The sequence below is a fragment of the Kitasatospora sp. RG8 genome, from assembly GCF_017813315.1.
Classification (GTDB): Bacteria; Actinomycetota; Actinomycetes; order Streptomycetales; family Streptomycetaceae; genus Kitasatospora.
In genome coordinates this window covers 165,368-192,088 of the sequence record NZ_JAGIYX010000018.1, presented here as the reverse complement: position 1 = coordinate 192,088, position 26,721 = coordinate 165,368, and the positions used below count along the sequence as shown (strand labels likewise).

General features: G+C 74.4%; 30 protein-coding genes and 1 pseudogene. 12 read left to right on the top strand and 19 right to left on the bottom strand.

The genetic code is table 11. The annotated features are described in order from the left end of the window. Positions 1 to 131: acyl-CoA dehydrogenase family protein (locus J5Y04_RS25610; protein WP_209414659.1), on the bottom strand; the 131-nt coding region annotated here is incomplete at its 3' end. Positions 132 to 283: 152 nt separating this feature from the next. Between J5Y04_RS25610 and J5Y04_RS25605 the strand changes: the two genes are divergently transcribed. Continuing rightward, positions 284 to 718: a hypothetical protein gene (locus J5Y04_RS25605; protein ID WP_209414614.1), complete on the top strand. Its 435-nt coding sequence runs from the start codon at positions 284 to 286 to the stop codon at positions 716 to 718. An 87-nt stretch (positions 719 to 805) separates the two neighbouring features. Here J5Y04_RS25605 and J5Y04_RS25600 read toward each other — a convergent pair whose 3' ends face one another. From J5Y04_RS25600 to J5Y04_RS25575, 6 genes are all read right to left on the bottom strand, one after another. Continuing rightward, the gene (locus J5Y04_RS25600) at positions 806 to 1,768 is read right to left on the bottom strand and encodes an electron transfer flavoprotein subunit alpha/FixB family protein (RefSeq protein ID WP_209414612.1); all 963 of its coding nucleotides are present in this window, start codon (positions 1,766 to 1,768) and stop codon (positions 806 to 808) included. Between the two features lie 49 nt (positions 1,769 to 1,817). Further along, positions 1,818 to 2,603: an electron transfer flavoprotein subunit beta/FixA family protein gene (locus J5Y04_RS25595; RefSeq protein ID WP_209414610.1), complete on the bottom strand. Its 786-nt coding sequence runs from the start codon at positions 2,601 to 2,603 to the stop codon at positions 1,818 to 1,820. A 213-nt stretch (positions 2,604 to 2,816) separates the two neighbouring features. Continuing rightward, positions 2,817 to 3,623 (bottom strand): family 1 encapsulin nanocompartment shell protein, encoded by an 807-nt coding sequence (locus J5Y04_RS25590; RefSeq protein ID WP_209414608.1) that lies wholly within the window; start codon positions 3,621 to 3,623, stop codon positions 2,817 to 2,819. Then, entirely contained in the window at positions 3,620 to 4,732 is a 1,113-nt protein-coding gene (locus tag J5Y04_RS25585; RefSeq protein ID WP_209414606.1) for a Dyp-type peroxidase, read from the bottom strand. Before J5Y04_RS25585 ends, J5Y04_RS25590 begins: the two co-directional genes overlap by 4 nt. 246 nt (positions 4,733 to 4,978) lie before the next feature. Then, positions 4,979 to 5,602, bottom strand: a complete 624-nt coding sequence (locus J5Y04_RS25580) for an FMN reductase (RefSeq protein ID WP_209414604.1) — start codon at positions 5,600 to 5,602, stop codon at positions 4,979 to 4,981. Next, positions 5,599 to 6,711 (bottom strand): LLM class flavin-dependent oxidoreductase, encoded by a 1,113-nt coding sequence (locus J5Y04_RS25575; RefSeq protein WP_209414602.1) that lies wholly within the window; start codon positions 6,709 to 6,711, stop codon positions 5,599 to 5,601. The genes J5Y04_RS25580 and J5Y04_RS25575 overlap by 4 nt, the downstream gene beginning before the upstream one ends. Positions 6,712 to 6,921: 210 nt before the next feature. Here J5Y04_RS25575 and J5Y04_RS25570 point away from each other — a divergent pair, with 210 nt between their 5' ends. Continuing rightward, entirely contained in the window at positions 6,922 to 7,683 is a 762-nt protein-coding gene (locus J5Y04_RS25570; protein WP_209414600.1) for a PP2C family serine/threonine-protein phosphatase, read from the top strand. A gap of 277 nt (positions 7,684 to 7,960) precedes the next feature. On the opposite strand, the gene J5Y04_RS25565 is transcribed toward J5Y04_RS25570, so the two are convergent. After that, positions 7,961 to 8,530: a DoxX family protein gene (locus J5Y04_RS25565; RefSeq protein WP_209414598.1), complete on the bottom strand. Its 570-nt coding sequence runs from the start codon at positions 8,528 to 8,530 to the stop codon at positions 7,961 to 7,963. Positions 8,531 to 8,793: 263 nt separating this feature from the next. On the opposite strand from J5Y04_RS25565, the gene J5Y04_RS25560 reads away from it, so the two are divergent. Further along, positions 8,794 to 9,390, top strand: coding sequence for a TIGR03086 family metal-binding protein (locus tag J5Y04_RS25560; RefSeq protein ID WP_209414596.1), 597 nt, complete (start codon positions 8,794 to 8,796; stop codon positions 9,388 to 9,390). 312 nt (positions 9,391 to 9,702) lie between these two features. Beyond that, positions 9,703 to 10,164, top strand: coding sequence for a hemerythrin domain-containing protein (locus tag J5Y04_RS25555; RefSeq protein WP_209414594.1), 462 nt, complete (start codon positions 9,703 to 9,705; stop codon positions 10,162 to 10,164). Positions 10,165 to 10,214: 50 nt separating this feature from the next. Here J5Y04_RS25555 and J5Y04_RS25550 read toward each other — a convergent pair whose 3' ends face one another. From J5Y04_RS25550 to J5Y04_RS25520, 7 genes and pseudogenes are all read right to left on the bottom strand, one after another. Next, entirely contained in the window at positions 10,215 to 11,003 is a 789-nt protein-coding gene (locus J5Y04_RS25550; protein ID WP_245205389.1) for a VOC family protein, read from the bottom strand. Between the two features lie 146 nt (positions 11,004 to 11,149). Then, positions 11,150 to 11,914: a hypothetical protein gene (locus J5Y04_RS25545; RefSeq protein ID WP_209414593.1), complete on the bottom strand. Its 765-nt coding sequence runs from the start codon at positions 11,912 to 11,914 to the stop codon at positions 11,150 to 11,152. Positions 11,915 to 11,948: 34 nt separating this feature from the next. Beyond that, positions 11,949 to 13,037, bottom strand: a complete 1,089-nt coding sequence (locus J5Y04_RS25540) for a dipeptide epimerase (protein ID WP_209414591.1) — start codon at positions 13,035 to 13,037, stop codon at positions 11,949 to 11,951. Further along, positions 13,034 to 14,194 (bottom strand): pyridoxal-phosphate dependent enzyme, encoded by a 1,161-nt coding sequence (locus J5Y04_RS25535; RefSeq protein WP_209414589.1) that lies wholly within the window; start codon positions 14,192 to 14,194, stop codon positions 13,034 to 13,036. Before J5Y04_RS25535 ends, J5Y04_RS25540 begins: the two co-directional genes overlap by 4 nt. A gap of 194 nt (positions 14,195 to 14,388) precedes the next feature. Further along, a pseudogene (locus J5Y04_RS25530) lies at positions 14,389 to 15,174 on the bottom strand (Rossmann-like domain-containing protein); the annotation flags it as partial. Positions 15,175 to 15,251: 77 nt separating this feature from the next. Next, entirely contained in the window at positions 15,252 to 16,586 is a 1,335-nt protein-coding gene (locus tag J5Y04_RS25525; RefSeq protein ID WP_209414587.1) for an ATP-grasp domain-containing protein, read from the bottom strand. A gap of 156 nt (positions 16,587 to 16,742) precedes the next feature. Then, positions 16,743 to 17,189, bottom strand: coding sequence for an SRPBCC family protein (locus J5Y04_RS25520; RefSeq protein WP_209414574.1), 447 nt, complete (start codon positions 17,187 to 17,189; stop codon positions 16,743 to 16,745). 158 nt (positions 17,190 to 17,347) lie between these two features. On the opposite strand from J5Y04_RS25520, the gene J5Y04_RS25515 reads away from it, so the two are divergent. The 4 genes from J5Y04_RS25515 to J5Y04_RS25500 all read left to right on the top strand — a co-directional run bounded on the left by J5Y04_RS25515 (position 17,348) and on the right by J5Y04_RS25500 (position 21,276). Continuing rightward, the gene (locus J5Y04_RS25515) at positions 17,348 to 17,809 is read left to right on the top strand and encodes a MarR family winged helix-turn-helix transcriptional regulator (RefSeq protein ID WP_209414572.1); all 462 of its coding nucleotides are present in this window, start codon (positions 17,348 to 17,350) and stop codon (positions 17,807 to 17,809) included. Positions 17,810 to 17,914: 105 nt separating this feature from the next. Further along, the gene (locus J5Y04_RS25510) at positions 17,915 to 18,583 is read left to right on the top strand and encodes a TetR/AcrR family transcriptional regulator (RefSeq protein WP_209414570.1); all 669 of its coding nucleotides are present in this window, start codon (positions 17,915 to 17,917) and stop codon (positions 18,581 to 18,583) included. Between the two features lie 182 nt (positions 18,584 to 18,765). Further along, entirely contained in the window at positions 18,766 to 20,298 is a 1,533-nt protein-coding gene (locus J5Y04_RS25505; protein ID WP_209414568.1) for an MFS transporter, read from the top strand. A 537-nt stretch (positions 20,299 to 20,835) separates the two neighbouring features. Beyond that, positions 20,836 to 21,276 carry a PPOX class F420-dependent oxidoreductase gene (locus J5Y04_RS25500; protein ID WP_307853282.1) on the top strand — a complete coding sequence of 147 codons (441 nt, stop codon included), beginning with the start codon at positions 20,836 to 20,838 and terminating at the stop codon, positions 21,274 to 21,276. A gap of 126 nt (positions 21,277 to 21,402) precedes the next feature. Here the strand turns inward: J5Y04_RS25500 and J5Y04_RS25495 are convergent, their stop codons facing one another. Both J5Y04_RS25495 and J5Y04_RS25490 read right to left on the bottom strand, forming a co-directional pair. Next, positions 21,403 to 21,678, bottom strand: coding sequence for a hypothetical protein (locus J5Y04_RS25495; RefSeq protein ID WP_209414566.1), 276 nt, complete (start codon positions 21,676 to 21,678; stop codon positions 21,403 to 21,405). Next, a complete protein-coding gene (locus tag J5Y04_RS25490) occupies positions 21,675 to 21,944 on the bottom strand; it encodes a DUF1876 domain-containing protein (RefSeq protein WP_148645839.1) in 270 nt (89 codons plus the stop codon). The genes J5Y04_RS25495 and J5Y04_RS25490 overlap by 4 nt, the downstream gene beginning before the upstream one ends. A gap of 175 nt (positions 21,945 to 22,119) precedes the next feature. Here J5Y04_RS25490 and J5Y04_RS25485 point away from each other — a divergent pair, with 175 nt between their 5' ends. The 4 genes from J5Y04_RS25485 (at position 22,120) to J5Y04_RS25470 (ending at position 25,221) form a co-directional block, all read left to right on the top strand. Further along, positions 22,120 to 23,007: a YndJ family protein gene (locus J5Y04_RS25485; protein ID WP_209414564.1), complete on the top strand. Its 888-nt coding sequence runs from the start codon at positions 22,120 to 22,122 to the stop codon at positions 23,005 to 23,007. Further along, positions 23,004 to 23,558: a DUF1990 family protein gene (locus tag J5Y04_RS25480; RefSeq protein ID WP_209414562.1), complete on the top strand. Its 555-nt coding sequence runs from the start codon at positions 23,004 to 23,006 to the stop codon at positions 23,556 to 23,558. The genes J5Y04_RS25485 and J5Y04_RS25480 overlap by 4 nt, the downstream gene beginning before the upstream one ends. Before the next feature lie 100 nt (positions 23,559 to 23,658). After that, on the top strand, positions 23,659 to 24,288 hold the full coding sequence (locus J5Y04_RS25475; protein WP_209414653.1) for a hypothetical protein: 630 nt from the start codon (positions 23,659 to 23,661) through the stop codon (positions 24,286 to 24,288). A 255-nt stretch (positions 24,289 to 24,543) separates the two neighbouring features. Next, positions 24,544 to 25,221 carry a hypothetical protein gene (locus tag J5Y04_RS25470; RefSeq protein ID WP_209414561.1) on the top strand — a complete coding sequence of 226 codons (678 nt, stop codon included), beginning with the start codon at positions 24,544 to 24,546 and terminating at the stop codon, positions 25,219 to 25,221. 9 nt (positions 25,222 to 25,230) lie between these two features. Here the strand turns inward: J5Y04_RS25470 and J5Y04_RS25465 are convergent, their stop codons facing one another. After that, on the bottom strand, positions 25,231 to 26,088 hold the full coding sequence (locus J5Y04_RS25465; protein ID WP_209414559.1) for an anti-sigma factor: 858 nt from the start codon (positions 26,086 to 26,088) through the stop codon (positions 25,231 to 25,233). After that, a complete protein-coding gene (locus J5Y04_RS25460; RefSeq protein WP_209414557.1) occupies positions 26,085 to 26,702 on the bottom strand; it encodes a sigma-70 family RNA polymerase sigma factor in 618 nt (205 codons plus the stop codon). The genes J5Y04_RS25465 and J5Y04_RS25460 overlap by 4 nt, the downstream gene beginning before the upstream one ends. Between the last annotated feature and the right edge of the window lie 19 nt (positions 26,703 to 26,721).

Below are 26,721 nucleotides of genomic sequence, written 5' to 3'. Positions count from 1 at the left end.
TGCGGGAACCGACCCTGCTCGTCCACCTCCGCCGCGAACGGAGCGATCTTCGCCTCGGCCAGCGAACGCACCGCCTCACGGAGCATCTCGTGCTCCTCGGAGATCCGGAAGAGATCGAAGTCCTGGCTCATGATCGGCACTCCTGTTTCACGACGGTACTCAGTACCCTTCATTATGCATGCGCGCAGCAAAAAGGGAACTCAGTGCCTTCACAGGGCGGCACTGAGTTCCCTATCCTTTTTCTCAGTCCGGAAGCCAGGTCCGAGAGCAGGGAGATGACACCGTGGTCCACTCAGCCATCGACGCCGAAGCCGGGAGCGCCCCGCTCTACTTCCAGCGCTGTACGTGGTGCAACAACCCGACCTTCCAGCGGCTGCTCTGCCCCACCTGCGGCTCCACCGACCTGCGGCTGGAGCGCAGCGAGGGCACCGGCGTGGTGCGCCGCTGCGCCGTCGAGCAGGCGCGGACGCCGCTCGCCCGGCAGAAGTCGCTGATCAGGATGGCCGAGGGCTTCGACGTCTGGTGCATCGTCAACGGCCTGCGCAGCACCGTCCCGGTGGGCACCAAGGTCCGGCTCACGCCGTCGGCCGACTCCGACCAGCCGGAGCTGACGCTGCTCCCCCAGGAGGAGGTCGAGCGGGTCCTGCCGGCCGAGCCGCGCCCGCTGCCGCCGAACCAGGGCGGCTTCACCCAGCACCTGGCGGCCTTCGCGGAGTAGCGGCGGCCGCACGCCGAACGCCGGAGGGCGTGGCACCGGGTACCCGGTGCCACGCCCTCCGGCGTGTGTGGTCCGCTGTCCGCCGGATCAGCCCTTGCGGGCCTTCACCTCGCCGGTGAGCTGCGGCAGCACCTCGAAGAGGTCGCCCACGACGCCGTAGTCGGCCAGCTCGAAGATCGGGGCCTCCGGGTCCTTGTTGACGGCCACGATGGTCTTCGAGGTCTGCATGCCGGCCCGGTGCTGGATGGCGCCGGAGATGCCGTTGGCCACGTACAGCTGGGGCGAGACCTGCTTGCCGGTCTGGCCGACCTGGTTGCTGTGCGGGTACCAGCCGGCGTCGACGGCGGCGCGCGAGGCACCGACGGCCGCGCCGAGCGCGTCCGCGAGCTCCTCGACCACGCCGAAGCCGGACGCCTCGCCGACACCGCGGCCGCCGGAGACCACGATGGCGGCCTCGGTCAGCTCGGGGCGGCCGGTGGAGACGCGCGGGGTGCGCGAGACGACCTTGGCGGCGTTGCCGGTGAACGCGACGGTGACGTTCTCGACCGCGCCGGCGGCCGGGGCGGCCTCCGGGGCGACGGCGTTCGGCTTGACGGTGATGACCGGGGCGCCGTGCGACACCTTGGACTTCACCTGGAAGGACGCGGCGAACACCGACTGGGTGGCGACCGGGCCGTCCGCGCCGGCCTCCAGGTCGACGGCGTCGGTGATGATGCCGGAGCCGATCCGCAGCGCGACGCGGGCGGCGACCTCCTTGCCCTCGCCGGAGGAGGTGACCAGGACGGCACCGGCCCCGGCGGCCGTGGCGATCTGCGCCAGCGCGTCCACCTTGGGGACGACCAGCTGGTCGGCGAACTCGGCGCCGTCGGCGACGTACACCTTCGCCGCGCCGAACTCGCCGGCCTTGGCGGCGATGTCGGCGGCGGCCGCACCGGCACCGAGGACGACGGCCGACGGCTCGCCGATCCGGCGGGCCAGGGTCAGCAGTTCCAGGGCCGGCTTGCGGACCACACCGTCGGCGTGGTCCACCAGGACGAGAATCTCAGCCATTGCTCAATGTCTCCGTGTTTCGCTGGATCAGGGTCAGGGGTGGGCCGGCTCAGATGAACTTCTGGTCGGCGAGGAAGGCGGCGAGCTGCCTGCCGCCCTCGCCCTCGTCCTTGACGACCGTGCCCGCGGTCCGCGCCGGACGCGCCGCCACCGACTCGACCGCCGTCCACGACCCGCCCAGACCGACCTCGTCGGCCTCGATGCCCAGGTCGTCCAGGTCCAGCGACTCGACCGGCTTCTTCTTCGCCGCCATGATCCCCTTGAACGAGGGGTAGCGGGCCTCGCCCGACTGGTCGGTCACCGACACCACCGCCGGCAGCGGGGCCTCCACCAGCTCCGTCGCCGCGTCACCGTCCCGGCGGCCCTTCACCACGCCGCCCTCGACCGACACCTCGGACAGCAGCGTCACCTGCGGTACGCCCAGGCGCTCCGCCAGCAGCGCCGGCAGCACACCCATCGTGCCGTCCGTCGACGCCATGCCACCGATCACCAGGTCGAACCCGGTCTTCTCCAGCGCCTTCGCCAGCACCGCCGACGTCCCGATCACGTCCGAGCCGTGGATGTCGTCGTCGTTCACGTGCACGGCCTTGTCCGCACCCATCGACAGCGCCTTGCGCAGCGCGTCCTTCGCGTCGTCCGGCCCGACCGTCAGCACCGTGACCTCGGCGTCGCCGTTCGCCTCCGCGATCCGCAGCGCCTGCTCCACGCCGTACTCGTCCAGCTCCGACAGAAGGCCGTCCACGCCCTCCCGGTCGGTGGTGTGGTCGTCCGCGAAACGACGGTCACCCGTCGCGTCCGGCACGTACTTCACACAGACAACGATCCTCAAGCTCATGAGCGGTTCTCCTGTTACGGGTGCACTGGTCCATGGCCTCAGGTCATGCCGAGGGTACTGAGTGCCAAGAGCGGTCCGGGTGTGGCCTGCGGGCGACAAGCGCCACCTGGACCGGCATGCCGTGTCGGCTCTCTTCGACTGGCGTCAGAGGCTCTCCGGAGAGAGTACGGCACTCAGTACCCCGCGTAAAGGAACTCAGTACCCTTCGGCTGCTCACGGCCCCTCGCCGCCCAGGACGACGGCGGCCTCGCCGGTGTAGAGGCGGAAGGTCATCGACTCCTGGAGGTACAGGGAGACCGACTCGGCGTCGTGGGAGAGGTAGCCGACGGAGACGTCCTGGCCGAGGACGAGCTCGAAGTCGCCGCCGCGCGCGGAGAGCAGGTAGGCACCCCGGATGGCCGGGGCCCAGATGATCTCGCCGTCGAGGAGGCGGCCGATGTGGGCGGCGACGGGGTAGCCGTGGTCGCTGGTCTCGCTGACGGCGGTGAAGGGGTCGGCGCCGAGCAGGAGCGAGTAGGGGCCGCCGACGCCGGCCAGGCGCAGGGCGGTGAGGGCCTGGCTCACGGTGGTGGGGTAGTCGCGGACGTCGGCGGGGAGCGGGATGGGCGGGTTGGTGGTGCCGGCCCGGATGCCCTCGATGGCGGCGGCCTGGTAGCCCTCGAAGATCGCGCGGTCCTCGGCCAGGGCGAGGGTCCGGGCGGCGTCCTTGACCGGCTGCCAGTCGGAGTCGCGGGAGCCGCGTTCGACGTCGTCCACGGCGGCGCGGGCGACGGTGAAGGGGACGCGCAGCTCGACCAGCGGCCGGGCCTCGCGGGCGTGCGCGAGGACGCCGTCGGCGGGCGGGGCGATGCCGGTCAGGTGGCCGGTGCCGACGGCGGCGAGGGTGGGGCCCTCGGGGCCGTGCAGGTCGACCACGCGGCGGCCGGCGATGTGGAGCTTGAAGGTCTGCCGGGCCTCCTCCTCGATCTCCGCCCAGGCGGCGGCGGAGACGGGGGCCAGGTCGCGGTGCAGGTTGCTCATCGGACGGGGGTCCTCTTCAGACTGCCGATGGCGAGCGAGCCATCGGGCGCGGGGACGGAGACGGTGGTGGCGGCGTGCGCGGCGGTTCCCGTGACGGCCTCCGCGGCGGCCTGCCCGGCGGTTCCCCCGGCGGCTCCCCCGGCGGACGGGGAGGGCGCGGGCGGCGGGTCGTCGAGAAGGGCGGCGGCCGGGACGAAGTAGAGCGACCCGGTGACGGCCGTGGAGAAGTCGAGCAGCCGGTCGTGGGTGCCCGGCGGCCGGCCGACGAACATGTTGCGCAGCATCTCCTCGGTCACCTCGGGGGTGCGCGCGTACCCGATGAAGTAGGTGCCGGACTCCCCCTGCCCCTCGAAGGACCCGAACGGCATGTTGAAGCGCATGATCTGCCGCTCCCTCCCGTCCGGACCGGTGACCCCGGTGAGGGCGACGTGCGAGTCCGGGGGCTTGACCGCGTCGTCCAGCTCGACGTCCCCGAGCTTGGTGCGGCCGACGGCCCGCTCCTGCTGCTCGACGGACAGGGCGTTCCAGGCGGCGAGGTCGTGCAGGTACTTCTGGACGATGACGTAGCTGCCGCCGGCGAACCCAGGGTCCTCGGCGCCGACGGTGACGGCTTCGGCGGCGGCCCGGCCCTCGGGGTTCTCGGTGCCGTCGACGAAGCCGAGCAGGTCACGGTCGTCGAAGTAGCGGAAGCCGTGGGCGGCGTCGACCACGGTGGCGGCACCGGCGAGGCGCCGGGTGAGCCGGCCGGCCAGTTCGAAGCAGAGGTCCATCCGGGCGGCCCTCAGGTGGAGCAGCAGGTCGCCGGGAGTGGCCGGGGCGCGGTGGCGGGCCCCGGCCACCTCGCGGAAGGGGTGGAGTCCGGCGGGGCGGGGGCCGGCGAAGAGTCGGTCCCAGGCATCGGACCCGATGCCGGTGACGCAGGTCAGCCCGCCCTCCGGGGCGCGGAAGCCGACCGCCCGCCGCAGTCCGGCGAGGTCGGGCAGCAGGTCGCGGACGACCTGTTCGCCGCCGGGGTCGATGGTGAGGACGAGGAAGATCGCGGCGCTGGTCAGCGGGGTGAGCACGGCCTGCGACTGGAGTGCGGGCCCGGACGGCACGGCGGACTCCATCTCAGGGCTCCCGGGAGGGCGGGACCGGGTGGATCGCAGCAAATCTGATCATGCGCACGATTACACCGCAGAGCGGACATTCGGGCACGGCCGACACACGTCCGACGGCCCCGGCGGGCGACCCCGGCCCCGGGCGGGCGACCCCGGCGGGCGGCCTTGGCCCGGCCGCCGTCAGGCCCGGCACCGGCATGCCGAATGGGGCGGGCCCGCGGGCCCGCCCCATTCGCGCCGCTCGCCGCACCGCCGTCAGACCCGCAGGGCCGCCAGCTGCTGGGCGAACGGCACCACGGCCTCCGGCTGCTCCGCGCCCGCCGGGCCGCGGCCGGCCAGCAGGGCCGCCAGCTCCCCCGCCGCGCGGTCGATCCGGCCCGGGAGGCCGCCGGTGTGTCCGTCCCCCGTCGTACCCCAGTCGTCGGTGGCCGCGTACACCGCGGTGGGGACGACCACCGACCGCAGGTAGGCGAAGAGCGGCCGGACGGCGTGCTCCAGGGCCAGCGAGTGCCGCGGGGTGCCGCCGGTGGCGGCGATCAGCACCGGCTTGCCGGCCAGCGCGTCGTGGTCGATCACGTCGAAGAACGACTTGAACAGGCCGCTGTACGACGCGGTGAAGATCGGCGTCACGGCGATCAGGCCGTCCGCGTGCGTCACTGCCTCGATCGCCCCGCGCAGCGCCGCACCGGGGAACCCGGTCACGAAGTTGTGCGCGATGTCGGTGGCGAGGTCACGCAGTTCGACCACCGTGACCTCCACCGACCCGCCGGCCAGGCCGAGCCGACGGACCGTCGAGTCCGCCAGCCGGTCGGCCAGCAGGCGCGTCGAGGACGGCTTGCTCAGCCCGGCGCTGACCACCACCAGCCTGTACGTGCTCACTTGGCCACCTCCGTCGTCTCCTCCTGCTGCACTGCGGTGAGTTCGGCCGCGACCCGGGCGGCGTGCGTCGGCCCGTCCGGGACCTCGGCGGGCCGGCCCTTGGCGAACTCCTCGCGCAGCACCGGCACGACCTCCTCGCCGAGCAGGTCCAGCTGCTCCAGCACGGTCTTCAGCGGCAGACCGGCGTGGTCCATCAGGAACAGCTGGCGCTGGTAGTCGCCGAAGGACTCGCGGAAGGTCAGCGTCTTCTCGATGACCTCCTGCGGGCTGCCCACGGTGAGCGGGGTCTGCTCGGTGAACTCCTCCAGCGAGGGCCCGTGCCCGTACACCGGCGCGTTGTCGAAGTACGGGCGGAACTCGCGCACCGCGTCCTGCGAGTTCCTCCGCATGAACACCTGCCCGCCGAGGCCGACGTACGCCTGCTCGGGCGTGCCGTGCCCGTAGTGGGCGTAGCGCTCGCGGTAGAGCTCGATCAGCTTCTGGAAGTGCTCCTTGGGCCAGAAGATGTTGTTCGCGAAGAAGCCGTCCCCGTAGTAGGCGGCCTGCTCGGCGATCTCCGGGCTGCGGATCGAGCCGTGCCAGACGAACGGCGGGACGCCGTCCAGCGGGCGCGGGGTGGAGGTGAAGGACTGCAGCGGGGTGCGGAAGCGCCCGGACCAGTCCACCACGTCCTCGCGCCACAGCTGGTGCAGCAGCGCGTAGTTCTCGATCGCGAGCGGGATACCCTGGCGGATGTCCTTGCCGAACCACGGGTAGACCGGGCCGGTGTTGCCGCGGCCCATCATGACGTCCACCCGGCCCTCGGCGAGGTGCTGGAGCATCGCGAAGTCCTCGGCGATCTTCACCGGGTCGTTGGTGGTGATCAGCGTGGTCGAGGTCGAGAGGATGATGCGCTCGGTCTGCGCGGCTATGTAGCCGAGCATGGTCGTCGGCGAGGACGGCACGAACGGCGGGTTGTGGTGCTCGCCGGTCGCGAAGACGTCCAGGCCGACCTCCTCGGCCTTGCGGGCGATGGCCACCATCGCCTTGATCCGCTCGTGCTCGCTCGGGGTGCGGCCGGTCGTGGGGTCGGGGGTGACGTCGCCGACGGTGAAGATTCCGAACTGCATGCTGCTCACCACACTCCAGGTGAATCCCGGCTTCAGGATCCGATCGTCAAAGTTTCAACCACCTTAGCATCGGCCCGTCCGGCGTTATTCCCCACCAGCGCCCGACCCCTTGCCCGTCACTGCACCGCCGGCCCGCGCGCGACCACGACGCGCGCGACAATGAAAGGACTAAGGACGGCCGGCCCGGAACCCCCGAAGGACGGCGAGCCGATGGCGGCCTACATCTCGGTGAGCGCACTGAGCCACGAGGGCCTGGTGCGGGAGCACAACGAGGACAGCCTGACGGTCGGTCCCTGGACCCTCTGTGCGACCGTGACCACCAACCCGCAGACCCTGCTCTTCCCGCTCGGCCCGCCCTGCGTGGTCGCGGTGGCGGACGGCCTCGGCGGGCACCCCGGCGGCGAGATCGCGAGTGCGCTCGTCGCCCGGGAGCTCGCGGCGGCCGGGCCCGCGCTGGAGGACGAGGAGTCCGTCCGGGAGACGCTCCAGACCTGCAACCGGGCCGTGTTCGCGGCGGCGGCCGGCGACCCCGGGCTGGCCGCCATGGGGACCACGGTGGCCGGCGTGGTACTGCTGCCCGAGCAGGCGGTCACCTTCAACGTGGGCGACAGCCGGGTCTACCGGATCGACGGCGACGACCTGCGCCGGGTCAGCGTGGACGACAGTCCGCCGCTGCCCCCGGGACGGCGCACCACCTCCCTGGTCACCCAGACCCTCGGCGGCTCGCTCGGGCTGACCTTCGTCGAGCCGCACGTGAGGACCGCCCCGCTGGCGGCCGGCGACCGCTTCCTGGTGTGCAGCGACGGGCTCACCGACCCGGTGCCCGAGGAGGAGCTGTCCGGGCTGCTGGCGGGCACCGACGAGGACGACGAACGAGCCGACGGGCGGGCCGCGTTCGAGCTCTGGAAGGCCGCGATCGAGGCGGGCGGGCCGGACAACATCACGCTGGCGCTGGTACGGGTCGGCGGTTAGCCGCCAGGCGGGTGCGGGAGGGACACGCGGGGCCGCGCCGCCGGGCGACCGCAGGCCGGGGGGATCGGATGTCGACCGGCGGATCATCGGCCTGATGACCCGTCAACACCGCAGGATGTCAACGCACCTGAGCCATTCCGCCGGACCGGCGCCCGCCGCGGGGTGGCGGCGCGCAGACGGAGCGGGGCTGTCGGTCGTACGACCGACAGCCCCGCTCAACTCCCGTGGCCCCGCCGGGAACAGGCGGCTCGCGCCGTCGGCCCGGGGGCCCGGCAGGTCACTTGCGCAACAGCAGGATGACGCCGGCGGTCACCAGGCCGACCACGACGGCGGCGGCGCCGTAGGCCAGGCGGTGGGCGCGCAGCACCGGCAGGAAGCGGTCGACGGCGTAGCGGCCGGGCCCGGTCAGGGCGAGCGCGGCGGCGCCCGCGGTGAGCAGCAGTTCGTACTCGCTGCCCTTCGGGGCGAAGAATCCGCCGCCCCAGGTGACGGCGAGCGCGTTGACCATGGTGCCGAGGATCGCGGCGGCGGCCAGCGGGGTCAGCAGGCCGACGGCCAGGGCGAGGCCGCCGAAGGTCTCCGTCAGGCCCGCGACCACAGCCATCGCGTTGCCGGCCGGGTAGCCGCTCATGGTGAAGAACTGGCCGGTGCCGTCGATGCCGCCGCCGCCGAACCAGCCGAACAGCTTCTGGCTACCGTGCGCGGCCATGGTCAGACCGAGGGCGAGGCGCAGCAGGAGCAGGCCGGCGTCGTAGGCGTGCGGGGAGGTCGTCGCGGAGTCGGGGGTCGCCCGCTCCGGGAGGACGGTGGTGGTGGGGGCGGTCGTGCTCGGGCTGGTGCTCGGCATGCGCGTCTCCATCAGTCGGGGTCGTTCTGGGCAAGGAAGGACAGGGCGGCCGGGAGGTGGTGCCGTCGTTCACACCGTCGTTCAAATTCGAACCAGCCGCTCCACGACCGTACCCGGAAGTTCGAATTTGAACAACACGCCGCGGGCGCGGTCGCGACACGTCGACGGCCAGGCGCCGTAGGGGCGGCGGGTCGCGGGTGGACGGGCGGCGGACGGACGGGCGGCGAGTCGCGGGTGGATGGGCACGGGGGCAGGGTGGAGGTATGGCTCATCGCAGGGAACACCGGCGCTCCGCGCAGCCCGGCACGCCGTACGCCGAGGCGCTGGCCGCGTTCGGCGACCGCGTCCGGCTGGTCACCCCCGACCAGTGGGACTCTCCGACGCCGTGCGCCGACTGGTCGGTCCGCGAGGTGGTCAACCACCTCACCGGGGAGCAGCTCTGGGTGCCCGAGTTGCTCATGGGCTCGACGGTCTCCGAGGTCGGCACCCGCTTCGACGGCGACGTGCTCGGCTCCGACCCGGCCGCCGCCTGGACCGCCGCGGCCGATGCCGCCCGTGCGGCGTTCGAGGTACCCGGAGCCACCGAGCTGACCGTCCACCTCTCCTTCGGCGACGTCACCGGCCAGTACTACCTGGACCAGCTCACCGCCGACGCCGTCGTGCACACGTGGGACCTCGCCGAGGGGATCCGCCGCCGCACCCGGCTGCCGGCCGGGCTGGTCGAGTTCGCGCTGGGCGAGTACACCGGCTACGGGGACCTCTCCGGCAGCGGGCTCTTCGACCCGCCGCTGCCGGTGCCGGACGACGCGAGCCCGCAGACCCGGCTGCTCGCCCTCACCGGGCGCCGCGACCGGCCCTGACCCGGCCCTGCCCTGCCCTGACCGCGAATGGCCCTGACCGCGACCGCCCGGCCGCGCCCGGCGGGCGCCGGCGCGGCCGCGCCCACGGGATCCGTCCGGACGACGACGGCCCTGGCAGGAGCCGCCGCGGCGCGACCCGACGTGGTTCCGGCAGCCGCGGCGCGAGCGGGCCTGATGTGAGCGGGCGTGGCGCGTGCGGAGGCGATGAAAGCCGTTCTGGCCTGCGGTGATGGACGCCCGGTCGCCGGAATGCACCGGCGGCGCCGGATACTGGAGGTGTCGGGGGGCCACCGGACGAGAGGCGGGCACGCCATGAGCCGCAGGCCGGACATCCTCGGCGAGTTCACCGCCGACCACCGGGCGGTGACGGAGCTGCTCGCCCGGATCGACGACGCGCCGGAGGGCGCGCCCGCGCGCGGGGAGCTGCTCGGGCAGCTCACCGACCTGCTGTTCAGCCACTGCGCCGCCGAGGAGGAACACCTCTTCCCGGTCGTCCAGCACGACGTGCCGGACGGCGGGTCCCTGGTGTTCACGAGCATCGCCGACCACCTGGCGATCGGACAGTACCTCTCCGACCTGCAGGGGGTCGGGCCGGGCGATCCCGGGTTCGGGACGCTCTACCAGGGGCTGGCCGAGCTCGTCCGGCGGCATCTGGCCACGGAGGAGGAGCAGGTCTTCCCCGCCGCGCGCAAGGCCCTGCCCGCCGGTGCCCGCGCCGCGCTGGGCGAGCGGCTGCGGGCCGACCGGGAGGCGGTCGCCGAGGCCGGGCCGTAGCCGTCCGCCGTAGCCGCAGCGGTTCGCCGGCGCCCTAGCCGTTCGCCGGCTCAGCCCTTCGGACTGATCACCGCGAAACGACCGCCCTCGGGGTCCTGGAGGCGGGCCACCCGCCCGTACGGGGAGTCGAAGGCCGGGCCGATCGCGGACCCGCCCAGCTCCTGGGCCCGGGCCAGCGCCACGTCGGTGTCCGGCACCGAGAACGACACCTCCCAGTGCGGTGGCATGCCCGCCGGACCGCCGGACTGCTCCTTGGCGAGCGCGGCGACACTGTGCCCCTCCGCCCGCAGCACCACCCGGTCGTGCTCCCAGCGCACCTCGAAGTGCTCCGGGTCGCGGCCGTCCCAGCGGAACACCTCGCCGTAGAAGAGCGCCGCCGCGAACGGGTCCGGGGTACGCAGTTCGATCCAGACCGGCGCGCCCGGCAGGTCCAGCTTCCGGGCCAGGCCGGGCGGGCCCTCCCAGATGCCGAACACGGCGCCCACGGGGTCGGCGGCGAACGCCACCCGCCCGGCGTCGAAGGCCAGCGGACCCACCGCGAGGGTCGCCCCGCGCTCGCGGACCGCGTCGGCGGCGGCGTCCGCGCTCTCCGTGCCGAAGTAGGCCGTCCACGCCACCGGCATGGTCCAGCCGCTGCTCGCGACCCCCAGCCCGGCCACCGCCTCGCCGCCGGCCACCGCGTGCACGTACGGTCCGAACTGGTCCGGGCCGGGCTCGAACTCCCAGCCCAGCAGCGGCCCGTAGAACGCCTTCGCCGCGTCGAGATCGCGCGCCATCAGGCTCACCCAGCACGGAACGGCCGCCACACAGCGCACCCTGGCGGTCTCAGCGCTGCCCATCGCGCACCTCCTCGGCACCCGGCCGCCGGGCCCCTCCCGACTCCCACGGCCGACCGGCCGCCCGGGCGCCTTCAGCCTAGGACGCCGACCCGACCCGGGCGAGGCACGGCGCGCAGGGGGAGGCGTGGACGGCCACCTGGACTTCCTCAGAGCCGCGGGCTCCCGCCGAACCCGTCGTGGCCCGCGCCGGGCGCGGTGAGGGCGAGCCATCCGTGGCCGCGGACCGGGGTGTCGGCGGTGATGGTGGCGGGGTTCACGGAGAGGTGGGCGGCGGCCTCCCCGATGCCGTGGACCTCGGAGGCGTTGGGCTCCGGGTAGACGTCCTCGTAGTCCTCCTCGTCCTCGAAGTCGGCCACCGTGAGCACCTCCTCCCAGGGCAGCGGGTCGCCCGTCCACTCCGGGGCGCTGTCGCGCCAGTAGCCGCGCCGCACGGTGCCGTGTTCGGCGGTGGCCCAGATGACCGAGTCGGCGAACGGGTCCTGGTAGTAGACCTGGGCCTGTCCGCAGGCCGCGCTGAGCCGTTCGACGACCTCGTGCGGCCACCAGGTGGTCTCCCGCAGCGGGGTCTCGGCGTAGATCAGGCGCCAGCCGGCGTACTCGGGCGTGACGAACACCCGGTGCACCGCCTCCGGGGTGTACTTCTCGTCGTCCTCCTGCGAGGCGAGACCGTAGTGCACGGTGACGGGTATCCGGTCGTGCAGGCCGAGCACCTCGAAGGCCGCCTCGTAGGTGGCCCCGGGGACGGCCAGCCACCAGTGGTCGGGCAGCGCGCGGGGCCGCTCGTCGGCGAACGCGAGGCGGGCGTCCTCCTCCAGGGCCGTGCGGTCCGCGCCGGGGGCGCCCTCGGCGAGCAGGACGTCGACCAGGGCGGCGAGGTCCTCGGGGGCGGGCAGGTCGGTCTCGGTGTTCATGTCGGCGACCCTAGGGCACCGGTCCGACACCCCGTCACCGGCACCGGCCTCCGGGCCCGGACGGGCCGTCCGTCGTGCCGGCCGCGGCCGCCGGGAGCACGCCGAGCCCGGGCCGGCCGGAGGTGCGGACGGTACCGTCGGTGCCGCCGATGCCCCGCCAGGGGTCGTGGGCGAGCAGCAGGTGCCCGTCGAGGTCGATCCAGCGGGCGCGGTCGGCGAGGTGGACGGCCGGGGCGATGCCGAGCGAGCTGGCGGCGAGGCAGCCGAGCATCAGCTCGGTGCCGCTGCCGTGCAGGGCGGCCCGGATGCGCAGCACCTGGTGGACGCCGCCGCACTTGGCGAGTTTGAGGTTGACCCCGTGCACCCGGCCGGCGAGCCGGCAGGCGTCCTCGTAGCCGACGGCGTCCTCGTCGGCGATCACCGGGACGGGCGAGCGCTCGGCGATCGCGGCCAGGACGTCGGGGCGGCCCGGCGCGACCGGCTGTTCGACGGCCTCGACGCCGGCCGCGGCGAAGAGCGGGAGCAGCCGGTGGGCCTGGTCCTCCGTCCAGGCGCCGTTGGGGTCGAGCAGCAGCCGCGCGCCGGGGGCGCTCTCGCGGACGGCCCGGACCCGGGCGAGGTCCTCGGCGGGGTCGGCGGCGCCGGCCTTGACCTTGAGCACCCCGAAGCCGGCGGCGGCGAGCCGGGAGGCCTGGGCGGCCGCGCGGGCGGGCGGCTCGATGCCGATGGTGCGGGCGGTGGCGGCGGCCACCGGGGCGGGCCGGCCGAGGAGTTGGTGGACGGGCACGCCGGCCCGCTTGCCGACCAGGTCGAGCAGGGCGGCCTCGACCGCGGCCAGGACGCCGGGCGGCAGCTCCTTGAACGCGGCCGCGCCGCGCCGGAGTTCGGCCAGCGCCGTCTCCGGGTCCGGGTGGCGTTCGAGGTGCGGCCGGAGTTCGCCGGCCGCGCGCCGGATCCGGCCGGTCGGCAGTCGCAGGTAGCCGCTGCTGACGGCCTCGCCGTATCCGCTCAGGCCGCCGTGCCGGACGGCGAACCGGACGGCGTCGCGCTCGGTGGTCACCGAACGCGAGATCCGCAGCGGCTCGGCGAGCCGGAGCCGTACGGTGCGGACGTCGAGCCTCATCGGTCCTCCTCGGGGCGGCCGCGGCGGCTGCCGGGACCGGGCGGACCGCCGCGGCCGGCCTGTTCCGGACGGCCCCGGTGCTCCGTCGGGCCGGTGTGCCCCGGCCGGGTGGTCCGGCAGCGGGCCCAGCCGGTCACCTCGGCCGCGGCCGGGTGCGAGATCTCGATCGGCCGCAGCGCGGCGCGCTCCGGTTCCAGGCCGTTCCGGCGGCAGAACGCGTCGTCGTAGACCGTTCCGAGGTAGCGGTGCGGGCCGTCGGGGAAGACCGTGGCCACGGCGGCGCCGGGGTGGGCCCGGGCGGCCCAGGCGGCGACCAGGGCCACCGCGCCGGTGCTCCAGCCACCGCTGACGAAGGCGCCGCGGGCCAGCCGCCGGCAGGCGTCGACCGCCTCGGCGGGGCCCACCCAGTGGACTTCGTCGAAGGCCTGGTGGGCGACGTTGCGCGGGTGGATCGAGCTGCCGAGGCCGCGCATCAGCCGGGGGCGGGCGGGCTGGCCGAAGATGGCGGAGCCGACCGAGTCGACGCCGATGATCCGCAGCGCCGGCCAGCGGCGCCGGAGCGGTTCGGCCAGCCCGGCGCTGTGACCGCCGGTGCCGACGCTGCACACCAGCACGTCCAGGTGGTCGAGTTCGCCGCTCATCTCCTGGGCCATCGCGAGGTAGCCGGCCGCGTTGTCCGGATTGTTGTACTGGTCCGGCCAGTAGGCGTCCGGGAGTTGGTCCAGTACGGAGCGCAGCCGGGCGAGCCGGGCAGCCTGCCAGCCACCGTGCCGGGCGGGCCGGTCGACCAGCTCCAGCCGGGCGCCGTAGGAGCGGAGCAACTGCCGCATGGACGGTTCGAGTTCGGTGTCGCCGATGAGGACGACCGGGTGTCCGAGGGCCTGCCCGGCGAAGGCCAGGCCGATCCCGAGGGTGCCCGATGTGGACTCCACGACCGTTGCACCGGGCCGGAGTTCGCCACGGGCGTGAGCGCCGCGGAGCATGGCGACGGCGGAACGCGCCTTCATGCCGCCGGCGGCGAGACCCTCCAGCTTGGCCCAGAAACCGGGGTGCGGGTGCGGCAGCGGGGTGCTGATCCGGGCCAGCGGGGTGCGGCCGAGCAGCGGCAGCAGGTCGGGATTGCCGACGACGGCGGCCGGGGCGAGCAGTGCGGTCACCGGGCACCGCGTCCCGCCGGGTCCTCCCCGCGGAGGCGGCCCGGGTGGAGGCGGGCCCCGTGGAGGCGGCCCGGGTGGAGATGGCCCGGGTGGCCGCGCCCCCCGTCGCCGAAGGGCCCGTCGCCGGAGGACCCGTCGCCGGGCACCGGGCCGCTGCGCACACCGTAGAGGGGCCGCCCCTCGTCGAGGGGCTGCCCGCCGTAGAGGTGGAGCACGGTGGGTCCGCCGTCGAGCCAGAAGAACGGGTAGGGCTCGGCACTGACGGCGCTCACCCCGTCGCCGATCAGGCGCGGCAGGACGGCGCTGCCGGTCTGGGCGAACAGCACCAGTGGCTTGCCGGTGGCGCGGGCGTGGGCCAGCAGCGGGTCGAGTGTGCCGTTGCCGAGGGTCATGCCGGAGGCGAGGATCGCGTCGCAGTCGTCCAGCCGGGCGACGGCGTCGGCCTCCACCGGCTCGCCCCACTCGGTGGCGCCGCCCTTGAGGTCGCAAGGCGCGTAGCCGACGCCGTGCGAACGGAGCTGCTCCAGCAGGGAGTTGACCACGCCGACCACCAGCACCCGGCGCACCGCGGCGAGCGGGAGCAGTCCGACGACGGCGCGTGCCCGGATACGGGACTTCTCCAGCGAGCCGCCGGCCGGGACGGCCACCGGGCGGGCGCCACGGGCCGGGCCGTGCGGGCGGCAGTGCATCAGGTAGGCGTCGAGGGCGGCGACCCGGACGGGGGTGAGCGGGTGGTCGAGCAGCTCGGCGACGGTGGCGCCGACGCAGTCGGTGAGGGCGTCGGCGGGCAGTTCGCCGGGTTCGACGGCGCAGGAGCCGACGGCGGCGCCGAGGCGCAGGCTGAGCACCTCGTTGCGGTAGCCCCGGGCACGGCCGGCGTGCCGGACGGCCTGGGAGGTGGTGAAGGCGAGGGCGATCCGCTGCCCGGCCGGGTCGGGCCCGTAGGCGCCGGCGCGGGCCCGGCCGGCGATCAGGTCCAGCGCGGGAGACGTGACCGCGGGCGCGTCGACGTCAGCCGCGGGGGCGGAGGCGACGGAGGCAGCGGAGGCGGGGGCGGTCACGCGGGGACCGCCGCGGCACCGGCGGGGTGGTCTGCGGCGATGGCCGGACCGATGGCCGAACCGGTGGCCGGACCGGTGGCGAACCGCGGCGCCAGCGCGGCGAGCAGCCGCTCCGCATCGCGGCGGGCCCCGGCGCCGGCCGGGTCCGCAGTCATCACGTGGCCGAGGTACTCGTTGTTGCTGGTGGCGGGCCGCACGTCGCGGCCGGGCCCGGCGAGGTACAGCTCGACCACGGCCGGGTCGCGCCGGACCGCCGCCTCGCCGTCGAAGCCGTCCAGCAGCCCGGCGGCCCCCTCCCCCGGAACCAGGAAGGCGATCGCGGCACTGGCGACCCCGGTGGGCCGGACGGTCAGGTCGGGCCGGCGGCCGAGGGCCACGTCCACGCAGGCGGCGGCGAGGTCGATGCCGGTGACCCGCCGGACCAGCTCGGTGATCCGGTTGCCGGCCGGACGCGGGTTGACCTCCACCACCCGGGGCCCGGCCGGGGTCAGCTTGATCTCGGTGTGCGCGACGACCCGGTCCAGGCCGAGCGCGGTCAGCGCGGCAACAGCGGTGTCGGCGGCGGCGGCCGCGTCGGCGGGGTCGAGCGCGGCGGGGAACATGTGGCCGGTCTCGATGAAGGCGGGCGCGCCGCCGACGCTCTTGTCGGTGATCCCGACGACGTGCACGGCCCCTTCGGCCGAGACGGTCTCGACGCTGACCTCCGGCCCTGCGAGCAGCTCCTCCACCAGCACCGCGGGGGTCCGGCGCTGCCCCCGCGCGTTGACCGGGAAGGCTTCCAGCGCCCCGAGCGCGGCGGTGAGCCCGTGCTCGTCGGCGACCTCGCGGACCAGCATCCCGGCGCACAGGTCGACCGGCTTGACCACCAGCGGGAAGCCGATCGCCCGGGCGGCGGCGAGCGCCTGCCCCCGGTCGGTGCAGAGCGCGTACGCGGGCCCGGCGACGCCGGCCGCGGCGAGCGCGCGGCGGGTGAGGTCCTTGCGGCAGGCGGCGGTGACGGCCTCCGGCGCGGACCCGGGCAGCCCGAGCCGGTGCGCGACCTGCGCGACCAGCGGCAGGTAGTAGTCGCAGGAGGAGAGCACGCCGTCGAAGCGGAGCAGCTCGTGCAGCCGCTCGGCGTACGGGAGCAGGACGGCCGGGTCGTTGGTGTCGGCGGTGAGGACGTTGTCGGCGGCGAGCAGCGGGTGCGGGGCGTCGGCGGGGGACGCCCGCAGGTAGTGGCGCAGATCGCGGGTGAGGAAGGTGAAGCGGTGGCCACCCTCCTCCAGTGCCCGGGGCAGCAGCCTGCTCATGGAGCCGACCCAGCTCTCGATCACCAGCAGATGCGCCACTGTTCTCCCTCTCGACGGCGGTGGCAGGCCGGTCCGACGTGCCGTCAGAGAACGTAACGGTATTCGTTTTCATTTTCAACACGCCGGAACCTGCGCGCCGACCGGCAGCCCGGGTCGCCCGGGCCGCAGCGACTCCGGGCCGCCGAGCAGGGCCGCTCACCGAATCTCCCGGACCGCCTCCCGGGCCAGCCGGAGGGTGGCCTGCAGGGCCCGCAGATAGCCGGACCGCATGCGCTCGGCGGCGGCATCCTCGTCCGGCCCGTCGCCGAGCTGCAGCTCGCCGCGGAAGGTGAGCGCGAGACCGTCCCCGTCCTCCTCGATGTCGTTGTGGATCACCCAGGCGCCCCGCTCGTCGTTGCGGAGGAAGCTGACCCTGGCCTTCGGATGGAAGACGACCTCCTCGCGCACCCGTTCGCCGTGGAAGACGACCTCGCGAACCAGCCCGTTCGCGGTCCGCTCCAGCACGGTGCACTCGTCCATCGCGGCGACGAACGGCACCGCGTTCTCGGCCTTCCGCTCCAGCGCCGCCCAGACGTCGTCCCGGGTGAGGCGCAGCCGTTCGCCCGGCTCGTTGACGCGCACGCTCTGACTGACGACCCGCATGGCCATTCTCCCCTCGTGGTCATCCCGGCCGCACACTGCTTGTCCGGCCAAGTAAATGCTTGCGCGGCCAAGTAAACGCCTGAACCCCTGCCAACGCAAGGGAATCCAGAGGAACGTCGAGGAGCGGCAGGCCACCCGCTTGCGCGTACAATCACCGGGTGAGCGCCCACCAGAACCAGCCCCTGGCCGACGCCGGCGGCACCAGCCAGGCCATCGCCCGGGTCGCCCGCCTGCACCGGGCCACCGCCGAACGGCTGCTGCGCCCGCACGGGCTGCACGCCGGCCAGGAGCTGCTGATGATGCTGCTCTGGGACGGCGGGCCACAGCCGCAGGCCGCACTGATCGAACAGCTCGCGGTCGACGCCTCCACCGTCACGCGCATGGTGCAGCGCCTGGAGCAGGCCGGCTTCGTCCGCCGCCGGCGCAGCGAGAACGACCGGCGGGCCGTGCTGGTCGAGGCGACGGCGGCGGCCTGCGCACTGCGCGACCAGGTCGCGCAGGCCTGGCGGGAGCTGGAGCAGGTGACCCTGGCCGGGCTGGACGAGGCCGAGCAGGCCGAGCTGATCCGGCTGCTGGGCCGGCTGGAGGGGAACCTCTCCCGCCCCTCCGGCGAGATGTGACGCAGGTCACACGCAAAGCCGAAATTTCCGGGGACTGAATCCCCGTTTGCTCCTGTGTAGGTCTAAGCGGGGAAAACATCCCCGGTATGCTGGGAGGAGCACGCAGTGAGCAGCACCACCGCCACCACGCCGGTCCGCACCGCGGAGCCCGTCCGCACGCCCAAGTTGCGCGCTGACGCGATCCGCAACCGTGAGCGGATCGTCCTGGCGGCGCGGGACGCCTTCGTCGAGCACGGCGCGGACGCGCCGCTGGACGAGATCGCGAAGCGGGCGGGCGTCGGCAACGCGACGCTGTACCGGAACTTCCCGGACCGCACCGCGCTGATCCGCGAGGTGGCGCTGCTCGTCAAGAACCGCATCCTGACCCTCGCCGAGACGGCGGAGGCGGAGGGCGACGGCCCGTTCGACGCCCTCCAGCGGTTCGCGCACGCGACGGTGGGAGAGAAGGTCGGCGCCCTGTGCCCGATCCTCACCAACCGGATCGACCCGAACGACCCGGACCTGGTGGACGCCCGCCAGCGGCTGACGGCCGTCGTCGGCGACCTGATGGAACGCGCCAAGCAGGCGGGCGAACTGCGGCCGGACGTCGACCACGGCGACCTGTTCATCGCGATGAGCCAGCTCACCCGCCCGCTGCCGGACACCTCCTGCCAACTCCTGGAGGAGTTCGTCCACCGGCACCTGCAGCTGTTCCTGGACGGCATGCGGGCGCCCGCCCGCTCGGCCCTGCCCGGCCGGGCCGCGACCTTCGAGGACTTCCACACGGACCACTGACCCACGGCCGCCCCGGCGGCCGGCAGCCAGCCACGACGACCGCCCGGACCGCCCGCGCCGATCCACGGTGATCCGCGCCGGCGCGAGCCTGCGCGCGCCGGTTCACCAGCACCGGCACCGAAATTCTTCGCACAAAGACCACCCCTGATCCGTACACGTCGCACCGTGAAGTGAGTACCCCCATGCCAAAAACCGACGCCCTGCCCGACACCCAGCCCGATCCGAGGCGCTGGAAGGCACTGATATTCATCGGGCTCGCCCAGCTGATGGTCGTCCTCGACGCCACCATCGTGAACATCGCCCTGCCGTCCGCCCAGAAGGACCTCGGCATCACCGACGGCAACCGCCAGTGGGTGATCACTGCGTACGCGCTGGCCTTCGGCGGGCTGCTGCTCTTCGGCGGCCGGATCGCCGACCTGTGGGGCCGCAAGCGCACCTTCGTGGTCGGCCTGACCGGCTTCGCACTGGCCTCCGCACTCGGAGGCGCCGCCGCCAACACCGCCATGCTGCTCGGAGCCCGCGCCCTCCAGGGTGCGTTCGGCGCACTGCTCGCCCCGGCCGCGCTGTCGCTGCTGGCCGTGACGTTCACCGAGGCCAAGGAGCGCGCCAAGGCGTTCGGCATCTACGGCGCCATCGCCGGCGGTGGCGGCGCGATCGGCCTGATCCTCGGCGGCCTGCTGACCGAGTACATGAACTGGCGCTGGACCTTCTTCGTCAACATCCCGTTCGCCGTGGTCGCCGCGGCCGGCGCGGTGATGGTGATCCGCGAGCCCGCCGGGGGCCGCAACCGCAACCGGCTGGACATCCCCGGCGTGGTGCTGGTCACCCTCGGCCTGGTCTCGCTGGTCTACGGCTTCACCCGCGCCGAGTCGGACGGCTGGTCCTCCGGCGTGACGATCAGCCTGTTCGTCGCCGCCGGCGTCCTGCTGAGCGCGTTCGTCCTGGTCGAGCGGAAGGTCAAGGCGCCGCTGCTGCCGCTGCGGGTCGTCCTCGACCGCAACCGCGGCGGGGTCTACCTGTCGCTGGGCCTGGCCGTGATCGGCATGTTCGGTCTCTTCCTGTTCCTGACCTACTACCTGCAGATCGTGCTCGGCTACAGCCCGGTCCTGACCGGCGTCGCCTTCCTGCCGATGGTGGCGGGCATGATCACCGGCTCCACCCAGATCGGCGCCCGGCTGATGACCCGGGTCCCGGCCCGCTTCCTGATGGCGCCCGGCTTCCTGGTCGCCTCGATCGGCATGCTGCTGCTCACCCAGATCGGCCTGGACACCTCCTACCCGGCGCTGATCCTGCCCGGCCTGATCCTGATGGGCCTCGGCATGGGCACCGCGTTCATGCCGGCGATGAGCCTGGCCACGCACGGCGTCCAGCCGCGCGACGCCGGTGTGGCGTCGGCCATGGTCAACACCTCGCAGCAGGTCGGCGGCGCCATCGGCACCGCGCTGCTGAACACCATCGCCGCCAGCGCCTCCGCGACCTGGCTGGCCGCACACGTCCACGACGCGACCACCCCGGCCGCGGCCAAGGCGGTGCAGTTCCAGGGCATGGTGGAGGGCTTCTCCACCGCGATCTGGTGGTCCTTCGGGATCCTGGTGACGGCCGCCGCGATCGCCTTCGTCCTGATCAACGCCGGCCGCCCCGGCGGCTCCACGGCCGTCTCCGGCTCGGGTGCGGGCGCGGTGGACGGCAACGAGGTGCCGGTGCTGGTGCACTGACCCTCACGGGGTACGCGCAAGGGTGCGAGGCGGCCCGTCCGGTGTTCCGACACCGGGCGGGCCGTCCGCCGTTCTCCGGTCCGACACGGGGCGGGCCGTCCGCCGTTCTCCGGACCGGCCGGCGCGGCCGCCTCCGGCCGGGCGACCAGTCCGCACCTGCCGCCGGCCCCGTCGACTACGCCGTCCGGGTGGGCTTGTCCGCCCCTTCTGCGCCGCACCGGTGACACGGGCGGCCGCGACCCCTCGAACCGGCGGCCCCGGTGGACGAGAATGGAGTCGCCCACCCGGCCGGTGCGCCGACCCGCGCCCGTCAGGCCGTCCCCGTGGGTGCACGGCGAGGGCGCCCGGAGCACCGGGCCCGTCGCCGGGGAAGCACCACGAGACCGCCGGCGGCCACGGCCACGGAGGCGCGACCGGGGCCACTTCGGCCCGGAGCGCGGACGAGCCGGCCCACGGAAGACCCGGGACGCGGAAGCGGCGGAACGCCGATGCGCCCGGTGACACCGGCCCTGCCCTACCCGGACAAGGGAGGACATCGTGCACGACCGTACCGACCAGCTCGCCGACAGCAGATACCTCCTGCTCACCACCTTCGGCGCGGACGGCAGTCAGATGCGCTCGCCGATCTGGGTGGTCGCCGACGATACGGCGCTCGGCATCTGGACGCCCGCCCACTCCGGCGAGGCCGAACGCATCCGGCACCACCCCAAGGTGCTGGTCGGCCCCTGCGACGCCCACGGGCGCCCCACCGGCCGCCAGCTCCCGGCCCGTGCGGCCGTCTGCGACGAGGACGCCACCGCGCGCTACCGCACCTCGCTGATCAACAAGTACGGCATGAAGGCGCTGATCGCCCTGGCCCGCAGCCGCTTCCGGCTCGGCCTGGCCGGGACGGTCGGCATCCGGATCACGCTCAACGAGCTGGAGCAGCGCCTGATCGGACCGGAGTGGCAGGCGCCCACGACCTACTGCCCGAACTGACGCCGCCCGAACGGCCGGTGCTTGAACCGCCACGCCCGGGTGTCCGGGCGCGGGCCGGGGTGTAGGGCGAGGGCCGGGGTGTCCGGGGCGAGCCGGGGTGTCCGGGCGCGGCGCGCCCGTCCGGCGTCAGATCCCGTTCTCCGGCGCCCTCGCGAGGTCGCCGGGCTCGCAGGCCTCCCGGCCGGTACCGACGTGCACGACCATCACCGCCCGCCCGGAGTCGCCCGGCACCACCTGCTGCTCGTGCCCGCAGCGCGGGCAGAGCAGTGGGATGCGCGGCCCCCGGTGGAGCTGGGCCACGGGGGTCGTACGGTCGGCGTGGTCGGCGGACTCGGTGTGGCCGGCGGATTCGGTGTGGCCGGCGGAGGAAGCGGGGCCGACGCCGCGCTCCGGTGTCGTCACGTCAGCGGGTGGGTCGGGACCGGGCTGACCTCCTGGATCTCGCCGTGGGCCTTGGTGAGCAACTGCGAGGCGAGGTCGTTGAGCGCACGGGCGGCCGCGATCTCCTCACCGACCCGCAGCTGTTCCGGGTCCGACGGGTGACGACTGGTGTAGCCGTGCGCGCGCAGCTCCGACCCGTCGCTCAGCCGCAGCAGGGCGGCGGCTGCGGTGCGCGGCCCCTCCTCGCGGAACTCCATCTCGATGTGCCAACCGACAAGAGTCTGCATGGCGGATCACCTCCAGCGGTTACTCCTCCAGGGTGCGCCGCACCCAGCGCGAACACCAGACGGGAGCGGCGGGGCAGCACCCCAAAGGCCGACTTGAACGCGTTCAACACTGCGGCGTAAAGTCACCGGCGCAGAGTTCGAACGCGTTCAAAACACCTCGGGCAGGACGGTCGTCATGGGCAAGGGCACCACGGAACTGGTGGACCTCCTGGTCCTGCTCGGCATGGGCGCCGTGATCCCGCTCGGCCTCGCCCTGATCGACGAACCCGGCCTCGCCCGCCTCCGCCGCCTCTGGCCGCTGGCCGCCGTTCCAGGTGCCCTCTCGCTCTGGCTGCCACGCGGCGGCCTCGCCACCGGCTGCGCCATCCTCTACGCGCTCGGCACCCTCGCCGTCGCCGCCCACGCGCCGCTCCGGCTCGCCCGCACCCGCTCGCTCGCACCCGCCGAGGTCGCCGTGCTCACCGCGCTCGCCACCCCCTCGGTGGCCGGGATCGCCCTCGTCGCGGAACGCTCCGGGCACGAGCTGTTCGGCTTCGACCTCGACATCCTCGCGCTCACCGTGCCGCACTTCCACTACGCCGGGTTCACCGCCGCACTGGTCGCCGGACTGGTCTGCCGGGCCCGGCCGGCCGGCGCCGCCGCCCGGTTCGCCGCGCTCAGCGTGCCGCTCGGCACCCTGCTCGTCCTGGCGGGCTACTTCGTCGACGACTGGGCCGAACTCGCCGGCGCCGTCGTGCTCACCACCGGCATGTGGCTGGTCGGCCTGATCACCTGGCGCGACCTGCGCACCGCCGGCCCCGACCGGACCACCGCCGCACTGCTCGCAACCGCCTCCGCCGTCCTCGCCGCCACCATGCTGCTCGCCCTCTGGTGGGCGCTCGGCGAGGCCTCCGGACTCCCCCACCCCACCCTCACCTGGATGGCCGCGACCCACGGCGTCGGCAACGCGCTCGGCTTCGCCCTCTGCTCCCTGCTCGCCTGGCACCGGCTCGCCCCGTCACCGCGCACGGGCTCCCTTCCCGTCCCGTTCCCCCTCCCGCTGCCGAAGGACGCCGCACGATGACCACACCCCGGGCCACCGACCTCAACTACCCCGAGACCGGCGCCAGCACCACGCCCGGCCGCCCGCTCCCCGCCGGCTACAACCACCTCCGCCACCGCACGCCGATCGGCCACGGCCGCGCCGCCCTGGAGGCCGCCGGATCCGCCGTCCTCGACTGGCGGATGCACCGCGCCGCCGGCGTCCGCATCACCACCGACGCCGACCGGGCCGCGCCCGGCGCCGCCGTCCACTGCGCGATCGGCATCGGCCCCTTGCGCGCCGCCGCCCCCTGCCGGGTCATCTGGACCGCCGACGGCCCCGACCGCTACGGCTTCGCGTACGGCACCCGGCGCGGTCACCTGGCCGTCGGGGAGGAGACCTTCCTCGTCGAGATGGGCCCCGACAAGGCCGTCTGGTTCACCGTCAACGCCTTCAGCCGGCCCCGCAGCTGGTACGCCCGCCTCGCCGGCCCCCTCCTCCCCCTCGCCCAGCGCCTCTTCGCCCACCTCTGTGCCCGTGCCCTGACCCGCATCGCCACGGCCGCCACGGCCGGGGCGGCCGCCGCCCGGTAGTCCGCGGCAGCCGGCGGCCGGTGAGCCCGAACCGAGCCGGTGGGACGGAATCCGGAGGCGCCGGAGCCCGCTGCCGCGGCAGAATCCCCGGGTGATCCTCATGCAGCCAGTCCTGGAACTCCTCGCCCCTCCCGCCGACTTCACCCTGTGGGAGGTCGGTACCCACCGGCCTTACGACTTCCTGCCGCTGAGCGGGCACACGAGCGCTGCCGACGTCGGCACGACGGTCCTCCAGCTCGCCCTCCGCAACGCGTACGACCCCGACGACTACGAGGAGGAGGACGGACCGACGCCTCCCGCCGATCCGGTCGACGCACTCCTGCACGGGCTCCTCGTCAAGGACTACCTGTTCGCCCACGGCGGCTTCCGGGTGACCGACACCACCACCGGAGTCACCCTCACCCCGGGCTGCTGCAACGGCCTGGAGGAGTGGCGCGACTGGCTGGAGGTGCTGGACGGCGCGGGCTCCGCGGGCTTCGGCCACGACCCGATGCCGACGGCCGAGCGCGTGGGCGACACGGTGCGGCTGGTCCCCGACGTCGGCGCCCCGGACAGCCCGGCGATCGAACTGCCCGCCGCGGAGCTGCGCCGCCTGGTCGCCGGGGCAGAGCGCGACCTCGCCGCCTTCCTGGAGCTGGCCGACGCCTGGGCCGCCGACCACCTGCCCGACCACCGTGCCCCGCTGACGGCGGCCCTCGCCCGCGCGCTGGCCCTCGCCCCGGAGGCCTGACGAGGCGCCGGTCGTCCGCCCACCCCGCCCCGGCCCGCTGGACACCCGGCGCGCACACTCGGTCACCCAATGCGAGATCGCCGGTGGCCGGCCGCCGGCATGCGCGCAAGGTCACTGGCAGGTGCCGTACGCCCCGATGACCCCTATGGTCAACGGCTTCGGCTTCACCCCGGCCTGAGGGGCACACCGCCCCGCCCTGCCGGGACCCGGGGAGCCGCCGGGCGGGACCGGGCACCTGCCGGGCATGATCTGCGGGTGACCAGCTTCCTGACCCACCGCCGGCTCGTCCACGACGGCAGCCTGCCGGTGCACCGGCGGCACGTCGCCCTGCGGACGTGCCTGACCCGGTTCGCGCCGTACGGGCTGCGGGCCACCTACCACCACCTGACGCTGAGCGCGCGGATCCCGCGCAGGCTGGAGGCCGACCCGCCTGCGCTGGTCCGGGCGGTCGAGGAGCTGCACGAGGCGCGGGTGCTCTGGCTGGCGCAGCTGGAGCGGTACGCGGCGCGGCGGCGGGTGGAGAAGGGGGCGGGCCGGCGGACGGCCGCCGGCCCGGTGGCGTGGTGGGAGGCGAGTTGGTGGGAATCGCCGCACGACGCCTGGCTGCACGACCCCGTCAGCCATCCACCGCTGCCGCTGCCGGAGTACGTCCGGCGGCAGGGCGCCCTGCTGGACGGTGCGGCGCTCACCGGCTGCCCGGCCTGCGGGGACGAGCGGCCGGCGGTGCTGCGGTCGACCGGGCACGGGTTCGTCGAGGCGTGCGGGGCCTGCGCGCGGGTACGGCGGCCGTGTCCGTGCGGGCGGCACCACCGGGTCCGGCCGGTGGCCGGGGCCGACTGGGCCGCGCTCTGGCGCCGGGACCACATGACCGACGCCGGGACCCCGTACCCGCACTGGCTGTGGACCGCGGCGGCGGGGCGGCCGCCGCGGTGACCAGCCGGCTCAGGCGGTGCGGGCCGGGACGGTGACCAGGAGGGTGCCGCCGTCCAGGGTGCGGACCTCGAAGTGGTCGATCGCCGCGGGCTGGAACCCGGCCCCGCCGGTGGTGTGCAGGGCGGCCGGGGCGGCGCCCGTGGTGCCGTAGCCGGCGGCGGGGACGCTCCAGGTGGTGACGGTCTGACGCTCGCCGGTGCGCGACACCGCGACCAGGTCGCAGGCCAACGGCCCCTGGACGTGCGAGAGTTCCAGACTGACCTGGCTCCCCCAGGTCTTGCCCTCGACGCCGACGGTGGCCCGGGCGCCCGTGGTCGGGTCGGTGGCGGAGAACTGCTGGGCGGCGACGGCGACGACACCCGGCGTGGAGTCCGCCGTGACCACCACCGCGGTGACGGCGGGGCCGGCCACCACCATGACCGCCGCCGCGGCGACCAGCACCAGCCGGCGGACCCGGCCCCGGCGGCGGACGGCGGAGACCTGGCCAACCAGCCGGTCCAGCAGCAGCGGGTCCGGGCGGGGCGCGGGGTCCGACGGATCCAGGCCTGCGGCCTCGGCGGAGGCCGCGTACTCGGCCAACAGCGGCTCCATGAATCCGAGTTCGCCCACCTGCTCGGCGCACTGCGGGCAGTCGGCGAGGTGCTCCTCGAAGGCGGCGCGCTCGGCCGGTTCGAGCAGGCCGAGGACGTAGGCGCCGACATCCAGATGCCCGCCATCCGGGCCGTGGTCGTGCTCGGAACCGGTGGGACTGGAGGGGCCGGACGGGACGGAGGGACCGGGCGGACCAAAGGAGCCGGACGGACCAAAGGGGCTGGACGGACCGACGGGGCCGGTGGGCCCGGGAGGACCGGGCTTGGACGATGTCACGATGTCACTCCCCGTTCCTCCAGCGCGAGCTTGAGCGAGCGCAGCGCGTAGAACACCCGCGACCGTACGGTACCGGCCGGGACGCCGAGTTCGGCGGCCGCCTCGTTGACCGTGCGGCCCATGAAGTAGGTCGCGACGATCACCTGGCGGTGCGCCTCCGAGAGGTCGCCGAGCGCCTCCGAGATCGTCATCAGCCGCAGCGCGCGGTCGAGTTCGTCCTCGGCGGGCAGCAACTCCAGTGCCGCCGCGTCCACCTCGCGCGGGCGGGCCCGGCTGCTGCGGTGGCCGTCGATGACGATCCGCCGCGCCACCGTCACCAGCCAGGGCCGCAGCGAGCCAGCCTCCGGGTCGAGCCGGTGGATGTTGCGCCAGGCCCGGACCAGCGTCTCCTGGACGACGTCCTCGGCGCGCTGGCGGTCCCCCGCGACCAGGTGGAGCACGAAGCCGAACAGCGGGCCCGCGTGCTCCTGGTACAGGGCGCGCATGAGGTCCTCGTCCGGCGCGCCGACGACGCGGCCGGACGCACCTCCGCCCGGGTGTTCCTCGGTCACGACGCCATCTTCGCGCACCCGTACCTCCGGGTCGAGGGTTCCACGTCCGGTCCGGACCGTCATCGTCGTTCTACCCAGTGAC

Bases quoted from the DNA above. Each gene is read 5' to 3' on its own strand.
- J5Y04_RS25600 (WP_209414612.1), bottom strand. From the start codon at position 1,768: ATGGCTGAGATTCTCGTCCTGGTGGACCACGCCGACGGTGTGGTCCGC.
- J5Y04_RS25595 (WP_209414610.1), bottom strand. From the start codon at position 2,603: ATGAGCTTGAGGATCGTTGTCTGTGTGAAGTACGTGCCGGACGCGACG.
- J5Y04_RS25590 (WP_209414608.1), bottom strand. From the start codon at position 3,623: ATGAGCAACCTGCACCGCGACCTGGCCCCCGTCTCCGCCGCCGCCTGG.
- J5Y04_RS25585 (WP_209414606.1), bottom strand. From the start codon at position 4,732: ATGGAGTCCGCCGTGCCGTCCGGGCCCGCACTCCAGTCGCAGGCCGTG.
- J5Y04_RS25575 (WP_209414602.1), bottom strand. From the start codon at position 6,711: ATGCAGTTCGGAATCTTCACCGTCGGCGACGTCACCCCCGACCCCACG.
- J5Y04_RS25570 (WP_209414600.1), top strand. From the start codon at position 6,922: ATGGCGGCCTACATCTCGGTGAGCGCACTGAGCCACGAGGGCCTGGTG.
- J5Y04_RS25565 (WP_209414598.1), bottom strand. From the start codon at position 8,530: ATGCCGAGCACCAGCCCGAGCACGACCGCCCCCACCACCACCGTCCTC.
- J5Y04_RS25560 (WP_209414596.1), top strand. From the start codon at position 8,794: ATGGCTCATCGCAGGGAACACCGGCGCTCCGCGCAGCCCGGCACGCCG.
- J5Y04_RS25555 (WP_209414594.1), top strand. From the start codon at position 9,703: ATGAGCCGCAGGCCGGACATCCTCGGCGAGTTCACCGCCGACCACCGG.
- J5Y04_RS25550 (WP_245205389.1), bottom strand. From the start codon at position 11,003: ATGGGCAGCGCTGAGACCGCCAGGGTGCGCTGTGTGGCGGCCGTTCCG.
- J5Y04_RS25545 (WP_209414593.1), bottom strand. From the start codon at position 11,914: ATGAACACCGAGACCGACCTGCCCGCCCCCGAGGACCTCGCCGCCCTG.
- J5Y04_RS25540 (WP_209414591.1), bottom strand. From the start codon at position 13,037: ATGAGGCTCGACGTCCGCACCGTACGGCTCCGGCTCGCCGAGCCGCTG.
- J5Y04_RS25520 (WP_209414574.1), bottom strand. From the start codon at position 17,189: ATGCGGGTCGTCAGTCAGAGCGTGCGCGTCAACGAGCCGGGCGAACGG.
- J5Y04_RS25505 (WP_209414568.1), top strand. From the start codon at position 18,766: ATGCCAAAAACCGACGCCCTGCCCGACACCCAGCCCGATCCGAGGCGC.
- J5Y04_RS25490 (WP_148645839.1), bottom strand. From the start codon at position 21,944: ATGCAGACTCTTGTCGGTTGGCACATCGAGATGGAGTTCCGCGAGGAG.
- J5Y04_RS25485 (WP_209414564.1), top strand. From the start codon at position 22,120: ATGGGCAAGGGCACCACGGAACTGGTGGACCTCCTGGTCCTGCTCGGC.
- J5Y04_RS25480 (WP_209414562.1), top strand. From the start codon at position 23,004: ATGACCACACCCCGGGCCACCGACCTCAACTACCCCGAGACCGGCGCC.
- J5Y04_RS25475 (WP_209414653.1), top strand. From the start codon at position 23,659: ATGCAGCCAGTCCTGGAACTCCTCGCCCCTCCCGCCGACTTCACCCTG.
- J5Y04_RS25460 (WP_209414557.1), bottom strand. From the start codon at position 26,702: ATGACGGTCCGGACCGGACGTGGAACCCTCGACCCGGAGGTACGGGTG.